The organism is Sulfitobacter sp. PM12 (assembly GCF_045586035.1).
GTDB lineage: Bacteria > Pseudomonadota > Alphaproteobacteria > Rhodobacterales > Rhodobacteraceae > Sulfitobacter > Sulfitobacter pontiacus.
Window position 1 is genome coordinate 710750 of record NZ_CP151529.1, and the last position, 16931, is coordinate 727680.

General features: G+C 61.6%; 20 protein-coding genes and 1 tRNA gene. 3 read left to right on the forward strand and 18 right to left on the reverse strand.

Going from position 1 to position 16931, the window contains the following annotated elements:
• Positions 1–152: 152 nt before the first annotated feature.
• The 14 genes from AADW22_RS03350 to AADW22_RS03415 all read right to left on the reverse strand — a co-directional run bounded on the left by AADW22_RS03350 (position 153) and on the right by AADW22_RS03415 (position 11951).
• Positions 153–1721 carry a gamma-glutamyltransferase gene (locus tag AADW22_RS03350; protein WP_407474257.1) on the reverse strand — a complete coding sequence of 523 codons (1569 nt, stop codon included), beginning with the start codon at positions 1719–1721 and terminating at the stop codon, positions 153–155.
• Positions 1722–1806: 85 nt separating this feature from the next.
• Positions 1807–2427 (reverse strand): CHAP domain-containing protein, encoded by a 621-nt coding sequence (locus AADW22_RS03355; RefSeq protein ID WP_005851155.1) that lies wholly within the window; start codon positions 2425–2427, stop codon positions 1807–1809.
• 132 nt (positions 2428–2559) lie between these two features.
• The gene (gene ureG / locus AADW22_RS03360) at positions 2560–3189 is read right to left on the reverse strand and encodes an urease accessory protein UreG (RefSeq protein WP_037943062.1); all 630 of its coding nucleotides are present in this window, start codon (positions 3187–3189) and stop codon (positions 2560–2562) included.
• Positions 3186–3821: an urease accessory protein UreF gene (locus AADW22_RS03365; RefSeq protein WP_407474258.1), complete on the reverse strand. Its 636-nt coding sequence runs from the start codon at positions 3819–3821 to the stop codon at positions 3186–3188. Before AADW22_RS03365 ends, ureG begins: the two co-directional genes overlap by 4 nt.
• A gap of 12 nt (positions 3822–3833) precedes the next feature.
• Positions 3834–4286 carry an urease accessory protein UreE gene (locus tag AADW22_RS03370; RefSeq protein WP_005851160.1) on the reverse strand — a complete coding sequence of 151 codons (453 nt, stop codon included), beginning with the start codon at positions 4284–4286 and terminating at the stop codon, positions 3834–3836.
• 9 nt (positions 4287–4295) lie between these two features.
• A complete protein-coding gene (gene ureC / locus AADW22_RS03375) occupies positions 4296–6005 on the reverse strand; it encodes an urease subunit alpha (RefSeq protein WP_009825906.1) in 1710 nt (569 codons plus the stop codon).
• A gap of 24 nt (positions 6006–6029) precedes the next feature.
• On the reverse strand, positions 6030–6335 hold the full coding sequence (locus AADW22_RS03380) for an urease subunit beta (RefSeq protein ID WP_009825907.1): 306 nt from the start codon (positions 6333–6335) through the stop codon (positions 6030–6032).
• Positions 6332–6517, reverse strand: a complete 186-nt coding sequence (locus AADW22_RS03385) for a hypothetical protein (protein WP_005851166.1) — start codon at positions 6515–6517, stop codon at positions 6332–6334. Before AADW22_RS03385 ends, AADW22_RS03380 begins: the two co-directional genes overlap by 4 nt.
• 27 nt (positions 6518–6544) lie before the next feature.
• On the reverse strand, positions 6545–6847 hold the full coding sequence (locus tag AADW22_RS03390) for an urease subunit gamma (protein ID WP_005851167.1): 303 nt from the start codon (positions 6845–6847) through the stop codon (positions 6545–6547).
• Between the two features lies 1 nt (position 6848).
• Positions 6849–7721: an urease accessory protein UreD gene (locus AADW22_RS03395; protein WP_407474259.1), complete on the reverse strand. Its 873-nt coding sequence runs from the start codon at positions 7719–7721 to the stop codon at positions 6849–6851.
• Between the two features lie 153 nt (positions 7722–7874).
• Positions 7875–9188 carry a TRAP transporter large permease subunit gene (locus AADW22_RS03400; protein ID WP_005851171.1) on the reverse strand — a complete coding sequence of 438 codons (1314 nt, stop codon included), beginning with the start codon at positions 9186–9188 and terminating at the stop codon, positions 7875–7877.
• Entirely contained in the window at positions 9185–9751 is a 567-nt protein-coding gene (locus tag AADW22_RS03405; protein WP_037943073.1) for a TRAP transporter small permease subunit, read from the reverse strand. The genes AADW22_RS03400 and AADW22_RS03405 overlap by 4 nt, the downstream gene beginning before the upstream one ends.
• 112 nt (positions 9752–9863) lie before the next feature.
• The gene (locus AADW22_RS03410; protein ID WP_005851174.1) at positions 9864–10901 is read right to left on the reverse strand and encodes a TRAP transporter substrate-binding protein; all 1038 of its coding nucleotides are present in this window, start codon (positions 10899–10901) and stop codon (positions 9864–9866) included.
• 195 nt (positions 10902–11096) lie between these two features.
• Entirely contained in the window at positions 11097–11951 is an 855-nt protein-coding gene (locus AADW22_RS03415) for a helix-turn-helix domain-containing protein (RefSeq protein ID WP_005851175.1), read from the reverse strand.
• A gap of 93 nt (positions 11952–12044) precedes the next feature.
• On the opposite strand from AADW22_RS03415, the gene pobA reads away from it, so the two are divergent.
• Entirely contained in the window at positions 12045–13214 is a 1170-nt protein-coding gene (gene pobA, locus AADW22_RS03420) for a 4-hydroxybenzoate 3-monooxygenase (RefSeq protein ID WP_407474260.1), read from the forward strand.
• 101 nt (positions 13215–13315) lie between these two features.
• Here the strand turns inward: pobA and AADW22_RS03425 are convergent, their stop codons facing one another.
• The gene (locus tag AADW22_RS03425; protein WP_407474261.1) at positions 13316–14296 is read right to left on the reverse strand and encodes a zinc-binding dehydrogenase; all 981 of its coding nucleotides are present in this window, start codon (positions 14294–14296) and stop codon (positions 13316–13318) included.
• Between the two features lie 21 nt (positions 14297–14317).
• Positions 14318–14911: a TetR/AcrR family transcriptional regulator gene (locus AADW22_RS03430; protein WP_407474262.1), complete on the reverse strand. Its 594-nt coding sequence runs from the start codon at positions 14909–14911 to the stop codon at positions 14318–14320.
• 121 nt (positions 14912–15032) lie between these two features.
• On the opposite strand from AADW22_RS03430, the gene AADW22_RS03435 reads away from it, so the two are divergent.
• Entirely contained in the window at positions 15033–15287 is a 255-nt protein-coding gene (locus AADW22_RS03435) for a hypothetical protein (protein ID WP_407474263.1), read from the forward strand.
• A gap of 260 nt (positions 15288–15547) precedes the next feature.
• Here the strand turns inward: AADW22_RS03435 and AADW22_RS03440 are convergent.
• Together AADW22_RS03440 and AADW22_RS03445 are read right to left on the reverse strand one after the other, a co-directional pair.
• Positions 15548–15623 (reverse strand) — tRNA-Ala (locus tag AADW22_RS03440).
• A 116-nt stretch (positions 15624–15739) separates the two neighbouring features.
• Positions 15740–16066, reverse strand: coding sequence for a TIGR02300 family protein (locus tag AADW22_RS03445; protein ID WP_005851186.1), 327 nt, complete (start codon positions 16064–16066; stop codon positions 15740–15742).
• A 112-nt stretch (positions 16067–16178) separates the two neighbouring features.
• On the opposite strand from AADW22_RS03445, the gene AADW22_RS03450 reads away from it, so the two are divergent.
• Complete coding sequence (locus AADW22_RS03450) at positions 16179–16877, forward strand: M48 family metallopeptidase (RefSeq protein ID WP_407474264.1); 699 nt, start codon at positions 16179–16181, stop codon at positions 16875–16877.
• Positions 16878–16931: the final 54 nt, after the last annotated feature.

Consider the following 16931-nt stretch of genomic DNA (forward strand, 5'->3'; position numbering starts at 1 on the left):
TCTGAGAAAATGTCGCGCTACAAATACGCGCGTCGCGGCAAAAGCGGATACGCCAGCCACGTGTTGCGCCCGTCCCTAGTCGGTTGTGACGCAAATGTACATCTCTTTGTCAGATGCGCAGGGCAAGGCAGCTATGCTTGCCCGTGGCTCTTTCAGGCGCTGACGGCATCCCCCCAAGCGGACATCACCTCTGTCACGCCGGTATTTTCGTCGCCTGCGCGCCCGACAGCAGAGGGGCAAGCGAAGTGGTAGGGGAAGATCGTGCGCGGCGCGGTCACCACATTGTCCAGCGTGTCTTGCAGCGTCGCGATCACCTGCGGCGGCAGCGCTTGATCCACGATGGTCACATCGGCAAGGCTCATATCCGTGCGCGGCGCATGAAAGGCGGCTTCCAGATCCATCCCGTAGTCCAGCAGCAGTGAGGTCAGTTCGACCACAGCGGGCATGATCTTGCGCCCGCCAGACGCCCCAAGCGCGAATTGCGCACCGTCGGCACGCTCCAGCAGGGTGGGGCACATATTCGCAAGGCAACGTTTACCCGGCCCAAGCGAGTTCGGCTTGCCCTGTTCAGGGTCGAACCACATGATGCCATTGTTCATCAGGATGCCCGATTGGGGCAGCATCATCCGCGAGCCAAAGATCGACAGCAGCGTTTGGGTGACGGCGACCATATTGCCCGCCGCGTCAACGACGCTGAAATGTGTGGTGCAGGACGGGTCGGGTTCATGTCTGATATCGCCCATCGTGTCATAGCGTTCCTGGTTGGCCTGCCGGATGGCACGGTCATAAGCGATGAACGCCTCGGCGTCGGGGGCGTCTGTGCCGGGCTGCCACGCGGTCATCAGATCAAGGGCGCGGCGCATGGTCGGGCCAGCGGTCAGGGTCGGTGTGGCGATGACCTCGTGCCCGCGGTAGGCATAGTGCATCGCGTCGACCAATGTCGCCTGATACTGCGCCAGATCCTCGGCCGTATGGTGCCCGCCGGCGGCTTGCAGATCGGCCACGATGGACTGCGCCAAAGGCCCCTCATAAAAAGCGCGTGGTCCGTCCTTGGCCACGGTGCGCAGCGACGCGGCAAGACGGCCAAGGTCGCATTTCGTCTCGCCCAAGGCGGTCCAGCCAGAGGATTTGGGAAAGCCGTCTTCGTCCAGAAACGTCTCGGCCGATGCGGGGAAGGGGGCGAGGTCTTTGGCCGAACCACCAAGGATCAGCTGCGTGTACCAGTCCACAGGAAGACCATCATCAGCAAGCTTGATCGCAGGGGCCAGCAGATCGGCCCAAGGTTTCGTGGCAAAGCTTTCATGCGCCAGACCCATGCCAGCGACCTGACCGGGAATGGCAATCGCCTTGGCCCCGAAGACATTGCGATCTTCCAGCACCGAAGGCCAGGGGAACAGATCGCCCGCCTTGCCGCCGACGATGGGGTAGTCCGCGATATCCAGCCCCTTGGGGGATTTCATCCCGAATTCGATGACCTTGGCCGTCTTTTCGCCCGCCATGCGCACGACCATAAAGCCGCCGCCGCCCATACCGCTCATCCAGGGTTCAGCCGCGCCAAGCGCAAAGGAGGTGGCAATTGCCGCATCCACCGCATTGCCGCCCTGCGCCATGACATCCGCCCCGACCTGCGCCGCGACACGGCTTTGCGAGGCGACGATCCCCTTGCGGCTGCGGGTCGCGGGTTTGTTGATCTGCCAAGAGGCATTCTGCTGCTGGGTCATTGGGGGCATCCTGATGTTTAGATGTGCCTACCCAACGCCAGTGTCAGCAGATTTGCAACCTTGAGGGGCGCTGCGGCCCCATTGGTCAGTTGCTTTGTGTCGGTGCCGCTGAAAATGCGAACACGGGGGGCTGCGTCATCTCGTTCGACGGCGCGGATTTCGCATCGGGATAGATGAACCCGTTGATCGGATAGACGCTGCCGTAGGACCCGGCCTGGCTTTCAAGGCGCACATCGGACCAGTCGTTCAGCGGAGATACGTCTTGCACGCTCATTCCAAGCGAGATCTTGTTGCGCTTCCAATTGGCGTGATCGACCTTGATCTCGCGCGGGGAAACGACTTCGGAGACGACGGCAACATGGCCCATAGGGTTCCGGCTGGTGCCTTTGAACGCCATGACCGACCCGACGACGGGTTCTTTGCCGCGCTCGTACAGGCCGTTGGCTTGCGCCCACCACGTATTGGCATTGCCGCGGATTTGAACGCCGCTGGCATTGCGAGCGAAGGGCACGCACCAGACGCGCTGCCCTTTGGATTGCAAAACGCGCACCTCGCGGATTGCCATGGCGTGCAGGTCGGGGTTGATACCCGCCTGACCAATGGTCTGAATTTCAGACGGGCCGCGGGCGCAGGCTGCTGTCATCAGCAGGGCCACACACAAAAAAGGAATTCCGACTTTCGATGACCACTGGCGTTTCACGCTCATTTATCTGTCCTGCTGCCCGTTTCACTCACCTTACTGTCCCAGTAAAGTCCGGCAGACATTCCGCGATTCTCGGCCAAAAACAAAGCGTCAGGATTTTTGTGGGCAAAATTCCGCCGCTATTATTGCAAATTGTTAATTTTCGGGAACCGGGCGGAGGCCGCCGATTTCGACAATCAGGTCCAGCAGCTCTGCCACACCCTTATCGTGTTTCATCTCGGCAAAGAGATAGGGCAGATCGCCGCGCATCCGTTTGGCGTCACGGTCCATCACCTCTAGCGACGCGCCCACATGCGGGGCGAGGTCGGTTTTATTGATGATCAGGATATCCGACTTGGTGATCGCCGGCCCGCCCTTGCGCGGGATCTCTTCGCCCGCAGCCACGTCGATGACATAAAGCGTCACATCCGCCAGTTCGGGGCTGAAGGTCGCCGACAGGTTATCGCCACCGGATTCGATGAGCACGCAGTCCAGATCGGGATGGCGGTCGCGCATCCGGGCGACGGCGGCAAGGTTGATCGAGGCATCCTCGCGGATGGCGGTATGGGGGCAGCCGCCGGTTTCGACCCCGATGATCCGGTCCTGCGGCAAGACCTGAAGCCGCATGAGCGCTTCGGCGTCCTCTTGGGTGTAGATATCATTGGTGATCACGCCGATCGACCAGCGGTCGCGCATGGCACGGCACAGGGCGGCGGTCGTTGTCGTCTTGCCCGCGCCAACGGGGCCACCAATGCCAATACGAAGCGGTCCATGGGGGGAGGTCATGTCTGGAACATCCTTGAGTAAAGCGTTTCATGTCGCATCGACGCGATATCGGCCAGAAAACAGGCGCTGCCGATGTCGTCGATGGTTTGGGTCAGGGCCAGCGTCACCGTGTCGTGGCACAGCGGGGCAAGGGCGGTGATCACCCGCTGCCCGTCCGTTTGCCCCAAGGGCACCGCGCGGATCGCGGCAGACACCAGTGCGCTGACGAAGGCGTGCAGGAACAGCTGCGCGCCTTGTTCTACGGGCAGCCCCTGCGCCGCGCAAGCCGCGCCAAAGGCGACGGGCAGCGTCAGGTCGGGAAGCTCATGCCCCCAGACGTCATTGACCACCCGCACAAAGGCCGCGCCCTGTTGGGCCATCTCGGTCAGCCGCTCTGACGAGGGGGCCAGCGCGCGCGCCAGCGCATCCACCTCGTCCATCCCCTTACCCGCAAAGCCAGCGTTCAGCAGGATCGCATCGGTCCGGCCTGCACCGTGGGTGATGATGTCCGACAGCCACGCCTGAAGGCTGGACGCATCGTGAATGGTGCCGTCCTGCACGGCCATTTCCAGCCCGTGGCTATAGCTGAACGCGCCGATGGGAAAGCTGGGCGACAGCCATTGCGCGAGCGTGATCAGGGCTTGGGTTTGCATCGTCCGGCGGGCCTAATGTGCGTGGCTATGGGTGCGCCCGTGGCCATAGGCACCGCCCTCGGGAATGAACGGTTCGGACACATCTCGCAGTGTCGCGCCGAGCTTTGTCAGCATGTCGCGGATCACGTGGTCGTTCTGGATCAGCAGGCGGGCGGGTTCAAGCTGGCAGGGGCAGTGCCGGTTGCCGATATGCCATGCCAGCCGCACCAGATCGTCGCCGGTGATTTCCAGCAAGGCTTCCTTGGCCGCGATGACCTCGATGATCTGCCCGCCTTCAAGCTCGAACGCATCGCCGTGGTTCAGCGATTCCGTATGGGCGAGGTCCACGAGGAACCCGCGGTTATGGCTGGTCAGCAGGCGTTTGCGGCGCAAGAAGCGGTCATCATAGGTCAGCACGCAGCTGTCATCCGCATGGTCCCACTGGCCGTGGCGCTTGATCGTATGGGCGGGAGGAAGGTCGGTCATCTAGGGGCCTCAGAACATGAAATAGCGTTGCGCCATGGGGACGGTCTCAGCGGGCGCGCAGGTCAGCAGCTCGCCGTCCGCGCGGACTTCGTAGGTTTCGGGGTTCACCTCTACCTTGGGGGTGGCCGCGTTGTGGATCAGATCGGATTTGCCGATATTGCGAGTGTTTTGCACGGCGATGGTCTGTTTACGCAGGCCAAGGCTGTCGCGCAGCCCGTTCGATTGCGCGGCTTCCGAAATAAAGGTCACCGCACAATGCTGGAGTGCACTGCCATAGGCCCCGAACATCGGGCGGGTATAGACCGGCTGCGGCGTGGGGATCGACGCATTCGGATCGCCCATCTGCGCCACGACGATCATGCCGGACATCAATACCATTTCGGGCTTCACGCCAAAAAAGGCGGGGTTCCATAGCACCAGATCGGCCTTCTTGCCCACTTCGATCGAGCCGACCTCGCGGCTGACACCATGAGCAATGGCGGGGTTGATCGTATACTTCGCGATATAGCGTTTGACGCGGAAGTTATCGTTGTCGCCGGTTTCTTCCGGCAAGCGCCCGCGCTGCTTGCGCATCTTGTCAGCGGTTTGCCATGTGCGGATCAGCACCTCGCCCACACGGCCCATGGCCTGACTGTCAGAGGCGATGATCGAGAAAGCACCGATGTCATGCAGGATATCCTCGGCGGCAATCGTCTCGCGTCTGATCCGGCTTTCGGCAAAGGCGACGTCTTCGGGGATGGATTTATCAAGGTGGTGACAGACCATGAGCATGTCCAGATGCTCTTCGAGCGTGTTCACCGTGAAGGGGCGTGTCGGGTTGGTCGAGGACGGCAGCACGTGTTCTTCGCCGCAAATCTTGATGATGTCGGGGGCGTGGCCGCCGCCTGCGCCCTCGGTGTGGAAGGCGTGGATGGTCCGACCTTTCATCGCGCCAAGCGTATGTTCGACAAAGCCGGATTCGTTCAGCGTGTCGGTGTGGATCATCACCTGCACGTCCATATCGTCGGCGACCGACAGGCAGCAGTCGATGGCGGCGGGGGTGGTGCCCCAATCCTCGTGCAGTTTCAGCGCGCAGGCCCCGCCGTTCACCATTTCAACCAGCGCGCCGGGTTGGCTGGCATTGCCCTTGCCCGAGAGGCCGATGTTCATCACCACACCGTCCATCGCCTGCAACATGCGCCCGATATGCCACGGGCCGGGGGTGCAGGTGGTGGCGAGCGTGCCATGCGCAGGGCCGGTGCCGCCGCCAAAGCAGGTGGTCACACCGGAATGCAGCGCGTCCTCCATCTGCTGGGGGGCGATAAAGTGGATGTGGCTGTCGAAACCGCCCGCGGTGAGGATGCGTCCCTCGCCTGCGATCACCTCGGTCCCCGGTCCGATGATGATGTCGACGTTGGGTTGGGTGTCGGGGTTGCCCGCCTTGCCAATCGCCGCGATGCGCCCGTCCTTCAGCGCGACATCCGCTTTGTAGATGCCCGAATGATCCACGATCAGCGCGTTGGTAATCACAGTATCCACCGCACCGTTTGCCCGCGTGACCTGCGACTGGCCCATCCCGTCACGGATCACCTTGCCGCCGCCGAACTTCACCTCTTCGCCATAGGTGGTCAGATCGCGTTCCACCTCGATGATCAGGTCGGTGTCGGCCAGTCGCAGCCGGTCGCCCGTGGTGGGGCCGTACATCGCTGCATATTCAGAGCGGGGGAGTGTGGTGGTCATAGGTCTCTCTTTCCTCGAAGCGCCTTAGAGCGCGCCCATCACTTCAGCGTTGAACCCGTACACCTTGCGGTCTCCCGCGAGCGGGATCAGTTGCACCTCGCGGCGTTGACCGGGTTCAAAGCGCACGGCGGTGCCGGCGGCGATGTCCAGCCGGTGACCACGCGCGGCGGCGCGGTCAAAGTCGAGCGCGGGGTTGGTTTCGGCAAAGTGGTAGTGGCTACCGACCTGCACGGGCCGGTCACCGGTATTGGCAACCATCAGGGTGATGGCCGTGCGATCGGCGTTCAGGGTGATGTCCCCCGCGGCGCACAGCACCTCTCCGGGGATCATTTGCGCGCCTTGCGAGGGGCCTTGACCCGCCCGCGCAGGGCGATGGCCGCGGCGGTTGCGATGACGGCGAGGCCCATGAAGACAGGCATCCATTCGGCCCCGTGAGGGGCGATATGCACACCGGGGTGGGCAAGTGCAGGGCCGGCCATCAGGGCGGCGGGCAGGATCATCAGATGTTTCATAGCAGGGGCCTTTCTTGCGAATGGGGTCTAGCGGATAGGGTTGTGCACGGTGACCAGCTTGGTCCCGTCGGGGAAGGTGGCTTCGACCTGCACGTCGTGGATCATCTCGGCGATGCCCTCCATACAGTCGTCGCGGGTGATGACCTGGGCACCGGCCTGCATCATCTCGGCCACGCTGCGGCCATCGCGCGCGCCTTCGACGACGGTGTCGGTGATCAGGGCAATCGCCTCGGGGTGGTTCAGCTTGACGCCACGGGCCAGACGCTTGCGCGCGACTTCGGCCGCCATGGCGATCAGCAGTTTGTCTTTTTCACGGGGGGTCAGCTGCATGTCAAAGCATCCATGTTTTAGGAGGGGCCGCACCGTGCAGGCGGGCGATGATCGGCACCAGAGACTGGCGCAGGATGTAACTGTCGGGCGCAATGAGCCGCGCATAAAGCACGCCGTCGCGGATCAGGCTGGCACCAGCGCTGGCAGGCAGCAGCGCGCGCAGGGGGGCAAGCAGCGCTTCGGCATCGGGGGCGGCGTAGATCACGCTGGCCATGGCGCAGTTGCCGCCCGCCGTGGCGGTGCCTGCAAGCTGTGCATGGATATCGCCGGACAGACGCACAGCATCGGCAAAGATAGGCTGCCCGTCGCGGCGGATCGTGATGTTATCGGCAAAGCGCGCGTCGCGCAGCGTTTCGCCCATGGAGACGCGGCCAAAGACCAGCGGCTCTACGCCGAAGAAACAGGCATCGCCCGTCAGGTCCACCTCAAGCTTGCGGCGCAGGGCGGAGCCGTTGAACAGGATCGTTTCCTGCGGCAGCCAATCGACCCGTGCCCCCGCTTTAGCCTCCAGCCGCGTGGTCATCTGCGCCATCGGGCCGGGTTGCGCCAGATAGACGCGCTCGGCGGCTTGGCTGGTCAGGGTCAGCCGGCTGCCCGCACCCGCCGTGGCGGTGATCGACAGTTCATCGCCGCCCGTCATCCCGCCCGAGGTATTGAGGAAAACCCCCGTCAGCCCGCCCGCCGCCGCGCGCGGAAACAGCGCTTTGAAGCAGCCTTGCTGGTAGAGATCGCCAATCACGGATGCGCTGCCATAGGTCTTGCTGCTGATGCGCAACGCCCCGCGGGCGCGGGGTTGCATCGGCACGGCAAGAGCCTGATCGGTATGGGCGGCGATGTTGATGGGGGGCCTCATCCAGCTGAAAATAACTCCCATCTGGATAGCGTGATTCCCGTCGGGTGCGATCCGAAACGGGCATTTTTGGCGCAATTTCAGGCTGTATATCGACGGCTGCCTAATATTTGAGCATATCCCGTCAGGGGCTTTGACCCGCAGCCGTGCCGCGGGTCAAGGCAGGTGTTTACAGGTCTACCCGTAGAAATACTTGGGCAGATAGGTCGCGATCTCGGGGATCAGAATGATCAGCAGAACCCCGATCAGCGTCACGATCACGTAAGGCGTCACAGAGGCATAGATATCGCCCATTGTGACATCCGGCGGGGCCACCCCTTTGAGGTAAAAGAGGTTAAAGCCGAAGGGCGGGGTCATATACCCGACCTCCATCATGATGATGAAGAGGATGCCGAACCAGATCGGATCAAAGCCATAACTCTGCACAACGGGCAGGAACACAGGCAGGGTGATCAGCATGATCCCCACCGGATCCAGCACCATCCCAAGGATGAAAAGCACCGCCAGCATGAACACCAGCGACCCCCAACGCCCACCGGGCACAAGGTTCATCATATCCTGGATCAGGCTTTGTGCCCCAAGCGCGGTATAGGCTGTGCTGAAGGCGTGGGCCGCGAAAAGGATCCACATGATCAGCGCGGTCAGTTTCAGCGTCGCGACAGAGGCGTCGCGGATCACGGCCCATGACAGCTGCCGGTTCACGCCCGTGGCGACCATTGCGCCAAAGACGCCGATGGCGGCGGCTTCCGTCGGCGTCGCGTAGCCGCCGAAGATGGCCCCCAGCACGATCACCACGATCAGGATCGGCAGGATCACCGCCTTGAGAGACCGCAGCTTCTGCCCCCAGTTCGCGCGTTCCTCTTTCGGGAGGGCGGGGCCCAGTTCCGGCTGCATCCAGCACCGCCCGCCGATATAGACGGAGACGAGGAAGAACAGCAGCAGACCTGGCCCGATACCGGCGGCGAACAGACGCCCGACCGATACTTCGGTCAGCAGCGAATACAGCACCATCAGGATCGACGGCGGGATCAGGATGCCCCAGCCCCCGCCCGCGTTGATCGCCCCGAGCGCGAGCTTCTTGTCGTAGCCGCGTTCCAGCATCTTGGGCAGCGCGATGGTCCCCATCGTGACAACCGCCGCACCCGAGATGCCCGACATGGCGGCAAAGATCACGCAGATCAACACCGTGCCGATAGCCAGACCGCCGCGCAGACCGCCCCACCATTCGTGCATCATATCGTAAAGGTCATTCGCGACCCCCGATTTTTCAAGCAGGATCGCCATGAAGACAAACAGCGGGATTGCCATCAGCGTGGGGGATTGCATCGTTTCCCACATTTTGGAGGCGAGCAGATAGAACCCCAGATCGCCCATTTCCGCATAGAGGAAGATGACCGATATCCCCCCAAGGGCAAAGGCCAGCGGCGTGCCGAGCATCACAAACAACAGCAGCGCGCCAAAGAACAGCATGGTCAGGATTTCAACGCTCATGACTGGCCTCCTGCGGCTTGGGCGGCTTGGGTGTCGCCGGTGGCCGGTTGTCCAAAGATCGCGGGATCATTGGGCAGCCCCATCAGGGTGCGCACATCGGCCCAAAGGCGTACGAAGCCCTGCAACAGCAGCAGCAAGGCGGCGACGGGGATCAGCGATTTTGTCGGCCACAGCGGGGCCTTCCAGACAGAGTTCGACCGCTCCATATCCGCGATGGCCTCGGACGCGATGTCGTAGCCTTGCCACAGCAGCACGCCGACAAAGATCAGGAACAGCGGCCATGTCACGATGTCCACCAAGGCTTTGCGTTTGGGGGAAAACTGGCCGTAGATGATATCGACGTTCACGTGGCCTCGTTCGGTCAGCAGATAACCGCCCCCGATGATCGCATAGACACCAAAGATCAGCGTCGCCAGCTCGGCAGTCCAGATCGCGGGCTGTCCGATCAGATAGCGCATGACCACATCGGCCAGCAGCAGGGCAAAGATGATCAGCACGCAAAAGCTGATCCAATAGCCGATCATGCGGTTCAATTGCGTGATGAAGCGCGCAAGTTTAAACAAAACGTTTCTCCCTCAAGACATAAAAGAAGCCGCCCGAAATGCAGGGACATGTCAGGCGGCTACATTGATTTTCACTGTGGCATCACCGGGGTTTAACCCCCGGATCAGGCCCCTAGAGGTAGCCGAGGTCGGTCATCAAGGTTTTGTAGATATCAGCCGCCTTGGCCGCGCGTTCGCCTTTCTGCGCCTCTGTGTCGAGGATCTTGGCCGAGGCATCGGCAAGGATCGCCAGAACGTCGTCGGGCAGTTCGGATACTTCGATATCGTTCTCGGCGATGCCCGAAGAAATCGCGATGGCTTCGGCGTGCTGGTATTCGGCCGACCGCTGGAAGAACCGCGTCTCCATCGTGTCGAGCAGGGCAGTGCGCAGATCGTCCTCCAGCCCGTCGACGGCCTCCATATTCAGGATAAAGGCGTCGGTGGTCTGACCAAGCGCGGGTTTGTAGTGGTATTTGCAGACCTCCCAAAGGGACATGGATTTCGCCCCGACGGCAGCGCCCCAATGCGCGCCATCCACAACGCCCGAGCTGAGCGATTGATAGAGTTCGGACCCGGGGATGTATTGCGGCGCGGCACCGGCGGATTGCAGGTAATCCAGCATCGTACCCGACGACCGCAGCTTGAGCCCTTTGAAGTCCTCGGCGGATTCGATCTTCTTCGACACGACGATTTCGACGGGCAGGACCTTTTCCGTCTTCATCATCACGCCATCGGCGTTCAGGTCTTCGTTCACCAGCGCCTCAAGGCCAAGGTTCTTGACCGCGTGTTCCATTTCCCAAGCTTGGCGGAAGGTGCCGGGGATGCCGAACAGGAAGGACGCGGCCTGCGCCTGATCTTGCACATAGGACGGGCTGACCGTCCCCATGGGCACCACGCCCTTGCGCACGATATTGTAGATGTCGGGGCCTTTGGCGAATTCGCCGGCACCCAGCAGATCCATCTTGAACGCGCCTTCGGTGCGCGTCTCAAGCACTTCGGCCAGTTTGCCAAGGCTGTCGGTGAAAGAGCTGGACGCTTTGGGCCAATGCGCTTGCACGCGCCAGTTGACCTTGCCCTGCGCGATCCCTTTGCCGACCAGCGCCGGTGTCGCCAGCGCGCCAAGAGCAGCGCCGCGCAGCATGGTGCGACGGTTCATATTGCCTTTTGTCATTCTATTTCCTCCCAGAAACTTCGGTTTCTCTTATCTGCGCGGCACGGGTTGCGCAGGCTCCCTAACGTCACCTTCACGTATCATTTGGGGTAGGTCAAACGGCTGTTAGCGATAACGGTTAATAATTCTGACATTTGTCAGTTTTGTGAGCACGGATTTGCCCAGCTTTCAACCTGTGGTCCTTTGGCCGCGATCTCAGGTTACGAATTGCTGGCGGTATTGCGATGGGGTCACCCCCTGCACGGTGCGGAAACGGCGCGAGAAATAGGACGGATCGGCAAACCCCAGACGATAGCCAACCTCGGCCACCGACAGGCGTGTAAAGGCCAGCATGCGGCAGGCTTCCTCGACATGGCGGGCTTCGATGTAGGCGGTGGCGGACAGCCCCTTTGCCGCGCGACACAGGCGCGACAGATGTCCGGTGCTGATCCCGAGGGTGCTGGCAAAGTCCTTGGCTGTCCAGCCGGCACTATCGGGATCGCCGATAAGCTGGTCGAGCCGCGACAAGCGATCATCCTGCGGTGCGTCGTTGCTGCGGTTTTGCGTGGTCCCCCATGCCGCGATGCTGGCCAGAACCGCATGCCCCAGCCCCACGGCAATCTGCGCCCGAAACGGTGCCCCCGTCTGGGCCGCCACAGTTTCCAGCTGGGTCATCAGCGCGATCAGCGGGCCCGCGGCGCGACCAACCGTCGGCTTGGTCAGCGCCTGTGCGACCTCGGCATTGACGGGCCCGATGCTGTGCAGGATCGCGATGGGAAAGGATTGCACCATGCCTTGGGTATTGGGAGCGAAGTCGAAACTATGCACCATGCGGGGCGGGATAAAGACGACCGATCCCTGCGTCAGGGCAAATCGGTCGCCATCGATGTTCGCCGTGCCACCCCCCGAAAGGATGTAGAGCACCTGCGCCAGCTGCGCGTGCCGATGCGGCGCGATGTGCCACGCGTGATCCGGCGCGCGGTCCTTAATCCGTTCGCAATGGAGAACATCGGGAAAGCCTTTGGTTTCGCCAAAAAGCGCATAGCTGGGGATCGGGGAAAGCTCTGTCATGCACGGATTGTACCAGCAATTGCGCTAACGATCCATTCATCATGCACGTTCCGTACAATAGGTTAACCCGAAAATCGGGCAGGGAGCAGCTATATGAAAACCGAAGTCGTCATTATTGGCGGCGGGCCATCGGGCTTGCTGCTGTCGCAATTGCTGAACGACGCAGGCGTCAGCACTGTCGTGCTTGAAAGGACCACCCGTGAACACGTGCTGTCCCGCATCCGCGCAGGCGTGCTTGAGGATGGCACAATGAATCTGCTGCGCCATGCCGGTGTCGGTGCGCGGATGGACCAGCAGGGCTTGCCGCACAAAGGCTGCTACCTGTCCGACAACGATCTGATGGTGCATATCGATTTCCACAAGCTGATCGGCAAGAAGGTCATGGTCTATGGCCAGACAGAGGTCACCCGCGATCTGTACGACGCACAGGACCGGATGGGCACTACGATCATTCACGAGGTCGAGGATGTGGTGATCGACGGTGCGGACAGCAATGCGCCCACGGTATCCTTCACCAAAGACGGCCAGCGGCAACAGATCAGCTGCACTTACGTCGCGGGCTGTGATGGGTTCCACGGTGTCAGCCGCGCGACGATCCCCGCCACCAAACGTCGGGAGTTTGAACGGGTCTACCCCTTTGGCTGGCTGGGGATTCTGTCGCGCACGAAACCGGTGAACGATGAATTAATCTATGCCAGTTCGGCGCACGGCTTCGCCCTTGCCTCCATGCGTAGCGCAAGCCTGAGCCGTTATTACATTCAGGTGTCGTCGACCGAAAAGGTCGAGGATTGGAGCGATGACCGCTTCTGGGAGGCGCTGAAGCAACGTTTGCCGCGACCTGTGTCAGAGGCGCTCGTGACCGGCCCGTCGATCGAGAAATCCATCGCGCCGCTGCGCTCCTTCGTGAGCGAGCCTTTGCGGTGGGGAAACCTGTTTCTGGTGGGGGATGCCGCGCATATCGTACCGCCCACCGGTGCCAAAGGGCTGAACCTCGCGGTGTCCGATGTCTTCTATCTGCATGACGCGCTGATCGCCGCGCTGAAGCGAGGGGATCACAGCGGGGTTGACGGTTATTCCGCCCACGCGCTGTCTCGGATCTGGAAGGCGATGCGGTTCAGCTGGCAGATGACAACAATGCTGCATCAGTTCGAGGGCGAAGACAGTTTCGCCCCGCAGATGCGGCGGGCGTCGCTGGCCCATCTGGCGCAAAGCGAAACAGCGCGGCGCGATCTGGCAGAGAATTATACGGGGCTGCCGTTCTAAAGATCGCGGCCACTCAAGCTAGAGTACCAAAATGAAAGCAGGGCGGCCCTTGATCCCGGATCAAGGGCCGCCCCGTTTGGTGCTGTGGTATTCGGCTGCGTTTAGCCGCGGATCATCATCTTGCCGGGGCGGCCCGGTGTCAGCGAGGCTTTCAACGCACCCGAAAGATCATCCAGCCCGAACTGCCCACCGTCTTCCAGCACCAATTCGCCTTTGGCGACCAGCGTGACCAGTTCAGTGATCAGGCGCTTGCGCTCTTCGGGGTCCATATCGCCGCTCACGCGGGAGCCCCAGAAGCCTTTGACGGTGATGTGCTTCATGATCAGCGCGCCAGAGTTCAGCGGCATCGGCGCACCGGTCGCGGTCCCGAACACGACAAGCTCTCCGTCCAGTCCCAGCAGATCGACCAGATCGGCAGAGATATCGCCCCCCACGGAATCGATCGCGGATGCGGCCCCTTTTTCGCCAATGATCTCGCGCGCTTTATCCTGCCAGCCCGCTTCCGAGGTCGACAGCACATTGTCGATGCCCAGATCCGTCAGCTCTTTCACAGCGTCTTCACGCCGCACGAGGTTCAGCAGGTTGATGCCACGGCTTTTGGCGAGCGTGGTCATGATCTTGCCGACGGCCCCGTTCGCAGCGGTCTGGACGATCCAGTCGCCTTTCTGCGCCTTGAGCGTTTCCAGCAGAGAGATGGCGCTGAAGGGCATCGCGATCAACTGTGCGCCAGCAACATCCGAGATCACGTCGGGCAGGGGCAGAACACCAGTGGCGGGGGCGACGAAGTATTCGGCCCATGTGCCATGCACACCCGCGATCGACACACGCTGGCCGATCATCGCGTCGTCCACGCCTTCACCGACAGCCTCGACGGTGCCAAGCGCTTCGCTGCCGGCAATCGCGCCGGGAAGCTCGGGCTTGTAGCCGTAGTTCCCGCGGATGGTCCAAAGGTCGTGGTTGTGGATTGGCGACAGGGTCATCTTGACCAGAACCTCGCCCGCCCCTGCAGTGGGGGTGTCGACTTCGGTCGCTTCGATAACGTCGATGGGTTCGCCAAAGCTGTTGTGCACGGCTGCTTTCATGGGGGTCTCGCTTTCGTTGGTTTATCGTATGGTTAGAAAATCGGTGGTTTCTGACAAAGCCTGCTGCAACGGGACCTGACCCTGCGACAGTTTCGACAGGATCGCGGCCCCCAGAAACTTGGCATAGAGCATCTGCGCTGCTGCCCGCGGATCATCGACCGACGGGACAGAGCCTTCTTCGGCCCCGGCAACCAGCAGCTGCGCAATGCGGCTGACCAGCTGAGCCACGCCATCATCCAAGATGCGCCGCATGTCGTCGGACAGATCGGCAACCTCGGCGCCAAGCTTCACAACGAGGCACTGGTTGGCGATGCCTTCGGAATGGGCATGGGCCAGCCACGCCGACCAGAAGGACAGCAGCTTGTCACGAACAGAACCCGGCCCGCTGCACAGCGCATCCATGCGCGCCAGATAATCGTCGACATAGTCGTGCAGCAAGGCCTGACCAAAGGCATCCTTGGACGGAAAGTAATAATAGAACGACCCCTTGGGGACATCGCTTTCCCTCAGGATGCGCGCCAGCCCGACAGCGCCAAACCCGTACTTGCTGATCAGCGCACGTCCGGCGGTCAGGATCTTTTGCCGCGTTTGATCTGATTTCTTTTGCTCTGTCATACGGGGGAGGTAAGAAGTAATAGACCGGTCGTCTAGTGGCGCGGCCAATTTAATTTTGTGCGCGGCTGTTCCTTGCCGTACAGCTTGAGATGGGGCGGCGTTTCAAGGGGCAGGGTGCGCAATGGGAAAGGTGACGGACCGAGCGGTCGTATGGGTGTTTTGCGTCTCAGGCGTGCTTTGTCTCGGGATCATCGCATTCCTTGCGGTGCAGCACTGGGTCGAAAGCATCCCCTTCGCCGACACATGGGCCTATTTCCGCAACTACCACCCGATCCGGCACAAGCTGCTCGTGGCGTTCGGATGGGTCTGCGCCGCCGTCAGCGTGACCGCGGGCTTTGTATACGTAGGTAGGCTTGCGATGCGTCGAAAACGCTGACGCATGACATCTGTGCTGGCATGTTCGGTGAAGGTTTGGTGGAGCCTAGCGGGATCGAACCGCTGACTCAGAGTGTCCGCCTCGCGGACGCGCGTCAGTCAGCCTCGCGTGGTGCGTGACGTGTATGCTGGAATGTTCGGTGAAGGTTTGGTGGAGCCTAGCGGGATCGAACCGCTGACTCAGAGTGCCCGCCTCGCGGGCGCGCGTCAGTCAGCCCCGCGTGGTGGGTGACGTGTATGCTGGGATGTTCGGTGAAGGTTTGGTGGAGCCTAGCGGGATCGAACCGCTGACCTCCTGCATGCCATGCAGGCGCTCTCCCAGCTGAGCTAAGGCCCCATCGTGGATCAGAGATCCGGGAAGTGTATCAACCATTCAAGGCCGATGCGCCGCTGAATAGGCGGTCGCGAAGGCGGGATCAAGAGGAAAATCTATCCCGCCCTCGCAAAATTCAATCAATCTTCGTCGTCGGATGCAACGTCGGCGATTTCTTCGAGTGGAACGGTATCATCATCGTCGTCGTCATCGTCCAGGATGTCGTCGTCCAGATCCACATCTACATCGTCGTCATCTACCAATGTCTCGTCATCATCCACATCGCCCTTCTTGGCTTTGGCGGTGACGGCATCTTCGGCATCTGCTGCGATCATGCGGGATTTGGAGTTATCCACCTCGACCACTTCGCCGGAGTAAGGGCTGATGATCGGATCTTTGTTCAGGTCGTAGAACCGCTTGCCCGTTGTGGGGCACAGGCGCTTGGTTCCCCATTCTTCATTGGGCATCGAAGTCCCCTTTTTGAAAGTGTTGTTGCGTATAGATGATTCAGGCCAAGTGCCATATGAGATAGGCACTGTCAAAGGCAATCGCCACCCCATCGCGACCCGGAACCCTGAAATGCCTGATCCTGTCCTGCCCGGAAACCCGCCTATCCCGCTGATCATGCGCCGCTCTGCGCGGGCGCGGCGGATATCATTGCGGATATCGCAACTGGATGGGCGGGTGACGCTTACCATGCCGAAACGCTTGAAGGAGGCAGAGGGAATCGCCTTTGCCCGCGAGAAAGAGGCGTGGATTCGGCAACATCTGGAAGCGCGTGGCGCTGATGTTCTGGTGGGCATCGGGGCAGAGTTTCCCTTGGGCGGTCGGATGCTGCGGGTTGAAGCCGGGCAGGGCAGACGGGTGGTGCTGGGGACCGATACGATTTCCGTGCCCGGCCCTGCAGCGCGTGTGCCGACCCGGCTTGCCGCGCATTTGAAAGAGCTCGCACGGGACCGGCTGACTGGCGCCTGCGACGATTATAGTGCGCTGCTGGGGCGGCCGTACAGCAAGCTAACCTTGCGGGATACGCGATCGCGATGGGGGTCTTGCACCTCGGACGGGGGGCTGATGTTTTCGTGGCGCTTGATCCTGACGCCGCCCGACGTGCTTGATTACGTCGCCGCCCACGAGGTCGCGCATCTGGCGCAGATGAACCATTCGCCCGCCTTCTGGGCCGAGGTCGAACGGATTTACGGACCCTATCAAGAGGCGCGTGGCTGGCTGCGCACCCACGGCAGCGACCTGCACCGGTTCAAGTTTACCGCGCAGACATAGGTCTCGCCCGCGTTTGCGACATTGACGCAGCGGCGATTCGTGATCACAACGGCG

What these genes read in the sequence shown, in the direction of transcription:
- ureG (WP_037943062.1), bottom strand. Translation starts at nt 3,189, where the DNA reads ATGACCTCCCCCCATGGACCGCTTCGTATTGGCATTGGTGGCCCCGTT.
- AADW22_RS03450 (WP_407474264.1), top strand. Translation starts at nt 16,179, where the DNA reads ATGCCTGATCCTGTCCTGCCCGGAAACCCGCCTATCCCGCTGATCATG.
- pobA (WP_407474260.1), top strand. Translation starts at nt 12,045, where the DNA reads ATGAAAACCGAAGTCGTCATTATTGGCGGCGGGCCATCGGGCTTGCTG.
- AADW22_RS03370 (WP_005851160.1), bottom strand. Translation starts at nt 4,286, where the DNA reads ATGACCGACCTTCCTCCCGCCCATACGATCAAGCGCCACGGCCAGTGG.
- AADW22_RS03385 (WP_005851166.1), bottom strand. Translation starts at nt 6,517, where the DNA reads ATGAAACATCTGATGATCCTGCCCGCCGCCCTGATGGCCGGCCCTGCA.
- AADW22_RS03395 (WP_407474259.1), bottom strand. Translation starts at nt 7,721, where the DNA reads ATGGGAGTTATTTTCAGCTGGATGAGGCCCCCCATCAACATCGCCGCC.
- AADW22_RS03410 (WP_005851174.1), bottom strand. Translation starts at nt 10,901, where the DNA reads ATGACAAAAGGCAATATGAACCGTCGCACCATGCTGCGCGGCGCTGCT.
- AADW22_RS03430 (WP_407474262.1), bottom strand. Translation starts at nt 14,911, where the DNA reads ATGACAGAGCAAAAGAAATCAGATCAAACGCGGCAAAAGATCCTGACC.
- AADW22_RS03435 (WP_407474263.1), top strand. Translation starts at nt 15,033, where the DNA reads ATGGGAAAGGTGACGGACCGAGCGGTCGTATGGGTGTTTTGCGTCTCA.
- AADW22_RS03355 (WP_005851155.1), bottom strand. Translation starts at nt 2,427, where the DNA reads ATGAGCGTGAAACGCCAGTGGTCATCGAAAGTCGGAATTCCTTTTTTG.
- AADW22_RS03400 (WP_005851171.1), bottom strand. Translation starts at nt 9,188, where the DNA reads ATGAGCGTTGAAATCCTGACCATGCTGTTCTTTGGCGCGCTGCTGTTG.
- ureC (WP_009825906.1), bottom strand. Translation starts at nt 6,005, where the DNA reads ATGACCACCACACTCCCCCGCTCTGAATATGCAGCGATGTACGGCCCC.
- AADW22_RS03380 (WP_009825907.1), bottom strand. Translation starts at nt 6,335, where the DNA reads ATGATCCCCGGAGAGGTGCTGTGCGCCGCGGGGGACATCACCCTGAAC.
- AADW22_RS03390 (WP_005851167.1), bottom strand. Translation starts at nt 6,847, where the DNA reads ATGCAGCTGACCCCCCGTGAAAAAGACAAACTGCTGATCGCCATGGCG.
- AADW22_RS03425 (WP_407474261.1), bottom strand. Translation starts at nt 14,296, where the DNA reads ATGAAAGCAGCCGTGCACAACAGCTTTGGCGAACCCATCGACGTTATC.
- AADW22_RS03445 (WP_005851186.1), bottom strand. Translation starts at nt 16,066, where the DNA reads ATGCCCAATGAAGAATGGGGAACCAAGCGCCTGTGCCCCACAACGGGC.
- AADW22_RS03365 (WP_407474258.1), bottom strand. Translation starts at nt 3,821, where the DNA reads ATGCAAACCCAAGCCCTGATCACGCTCGCGCAATGGCTGTCGCCCAGC.
- AADW22_RS03350 (WP_407474257.1), bottom strand. Translation starts at nt 1,721, where the DNA reads ATGACCCAGCAGCAGAATGCCTCTTGGCAGATCAACAAACCCGCGACC.
- AADW22_RS03415 (WP_005851175.1), bottom strand. Translation starts at nt 11,951, where the DNA reads ATGACAGAGCTTTCCCCGATCCCCAGCTATGCGCTTTTTGGCGAAACC.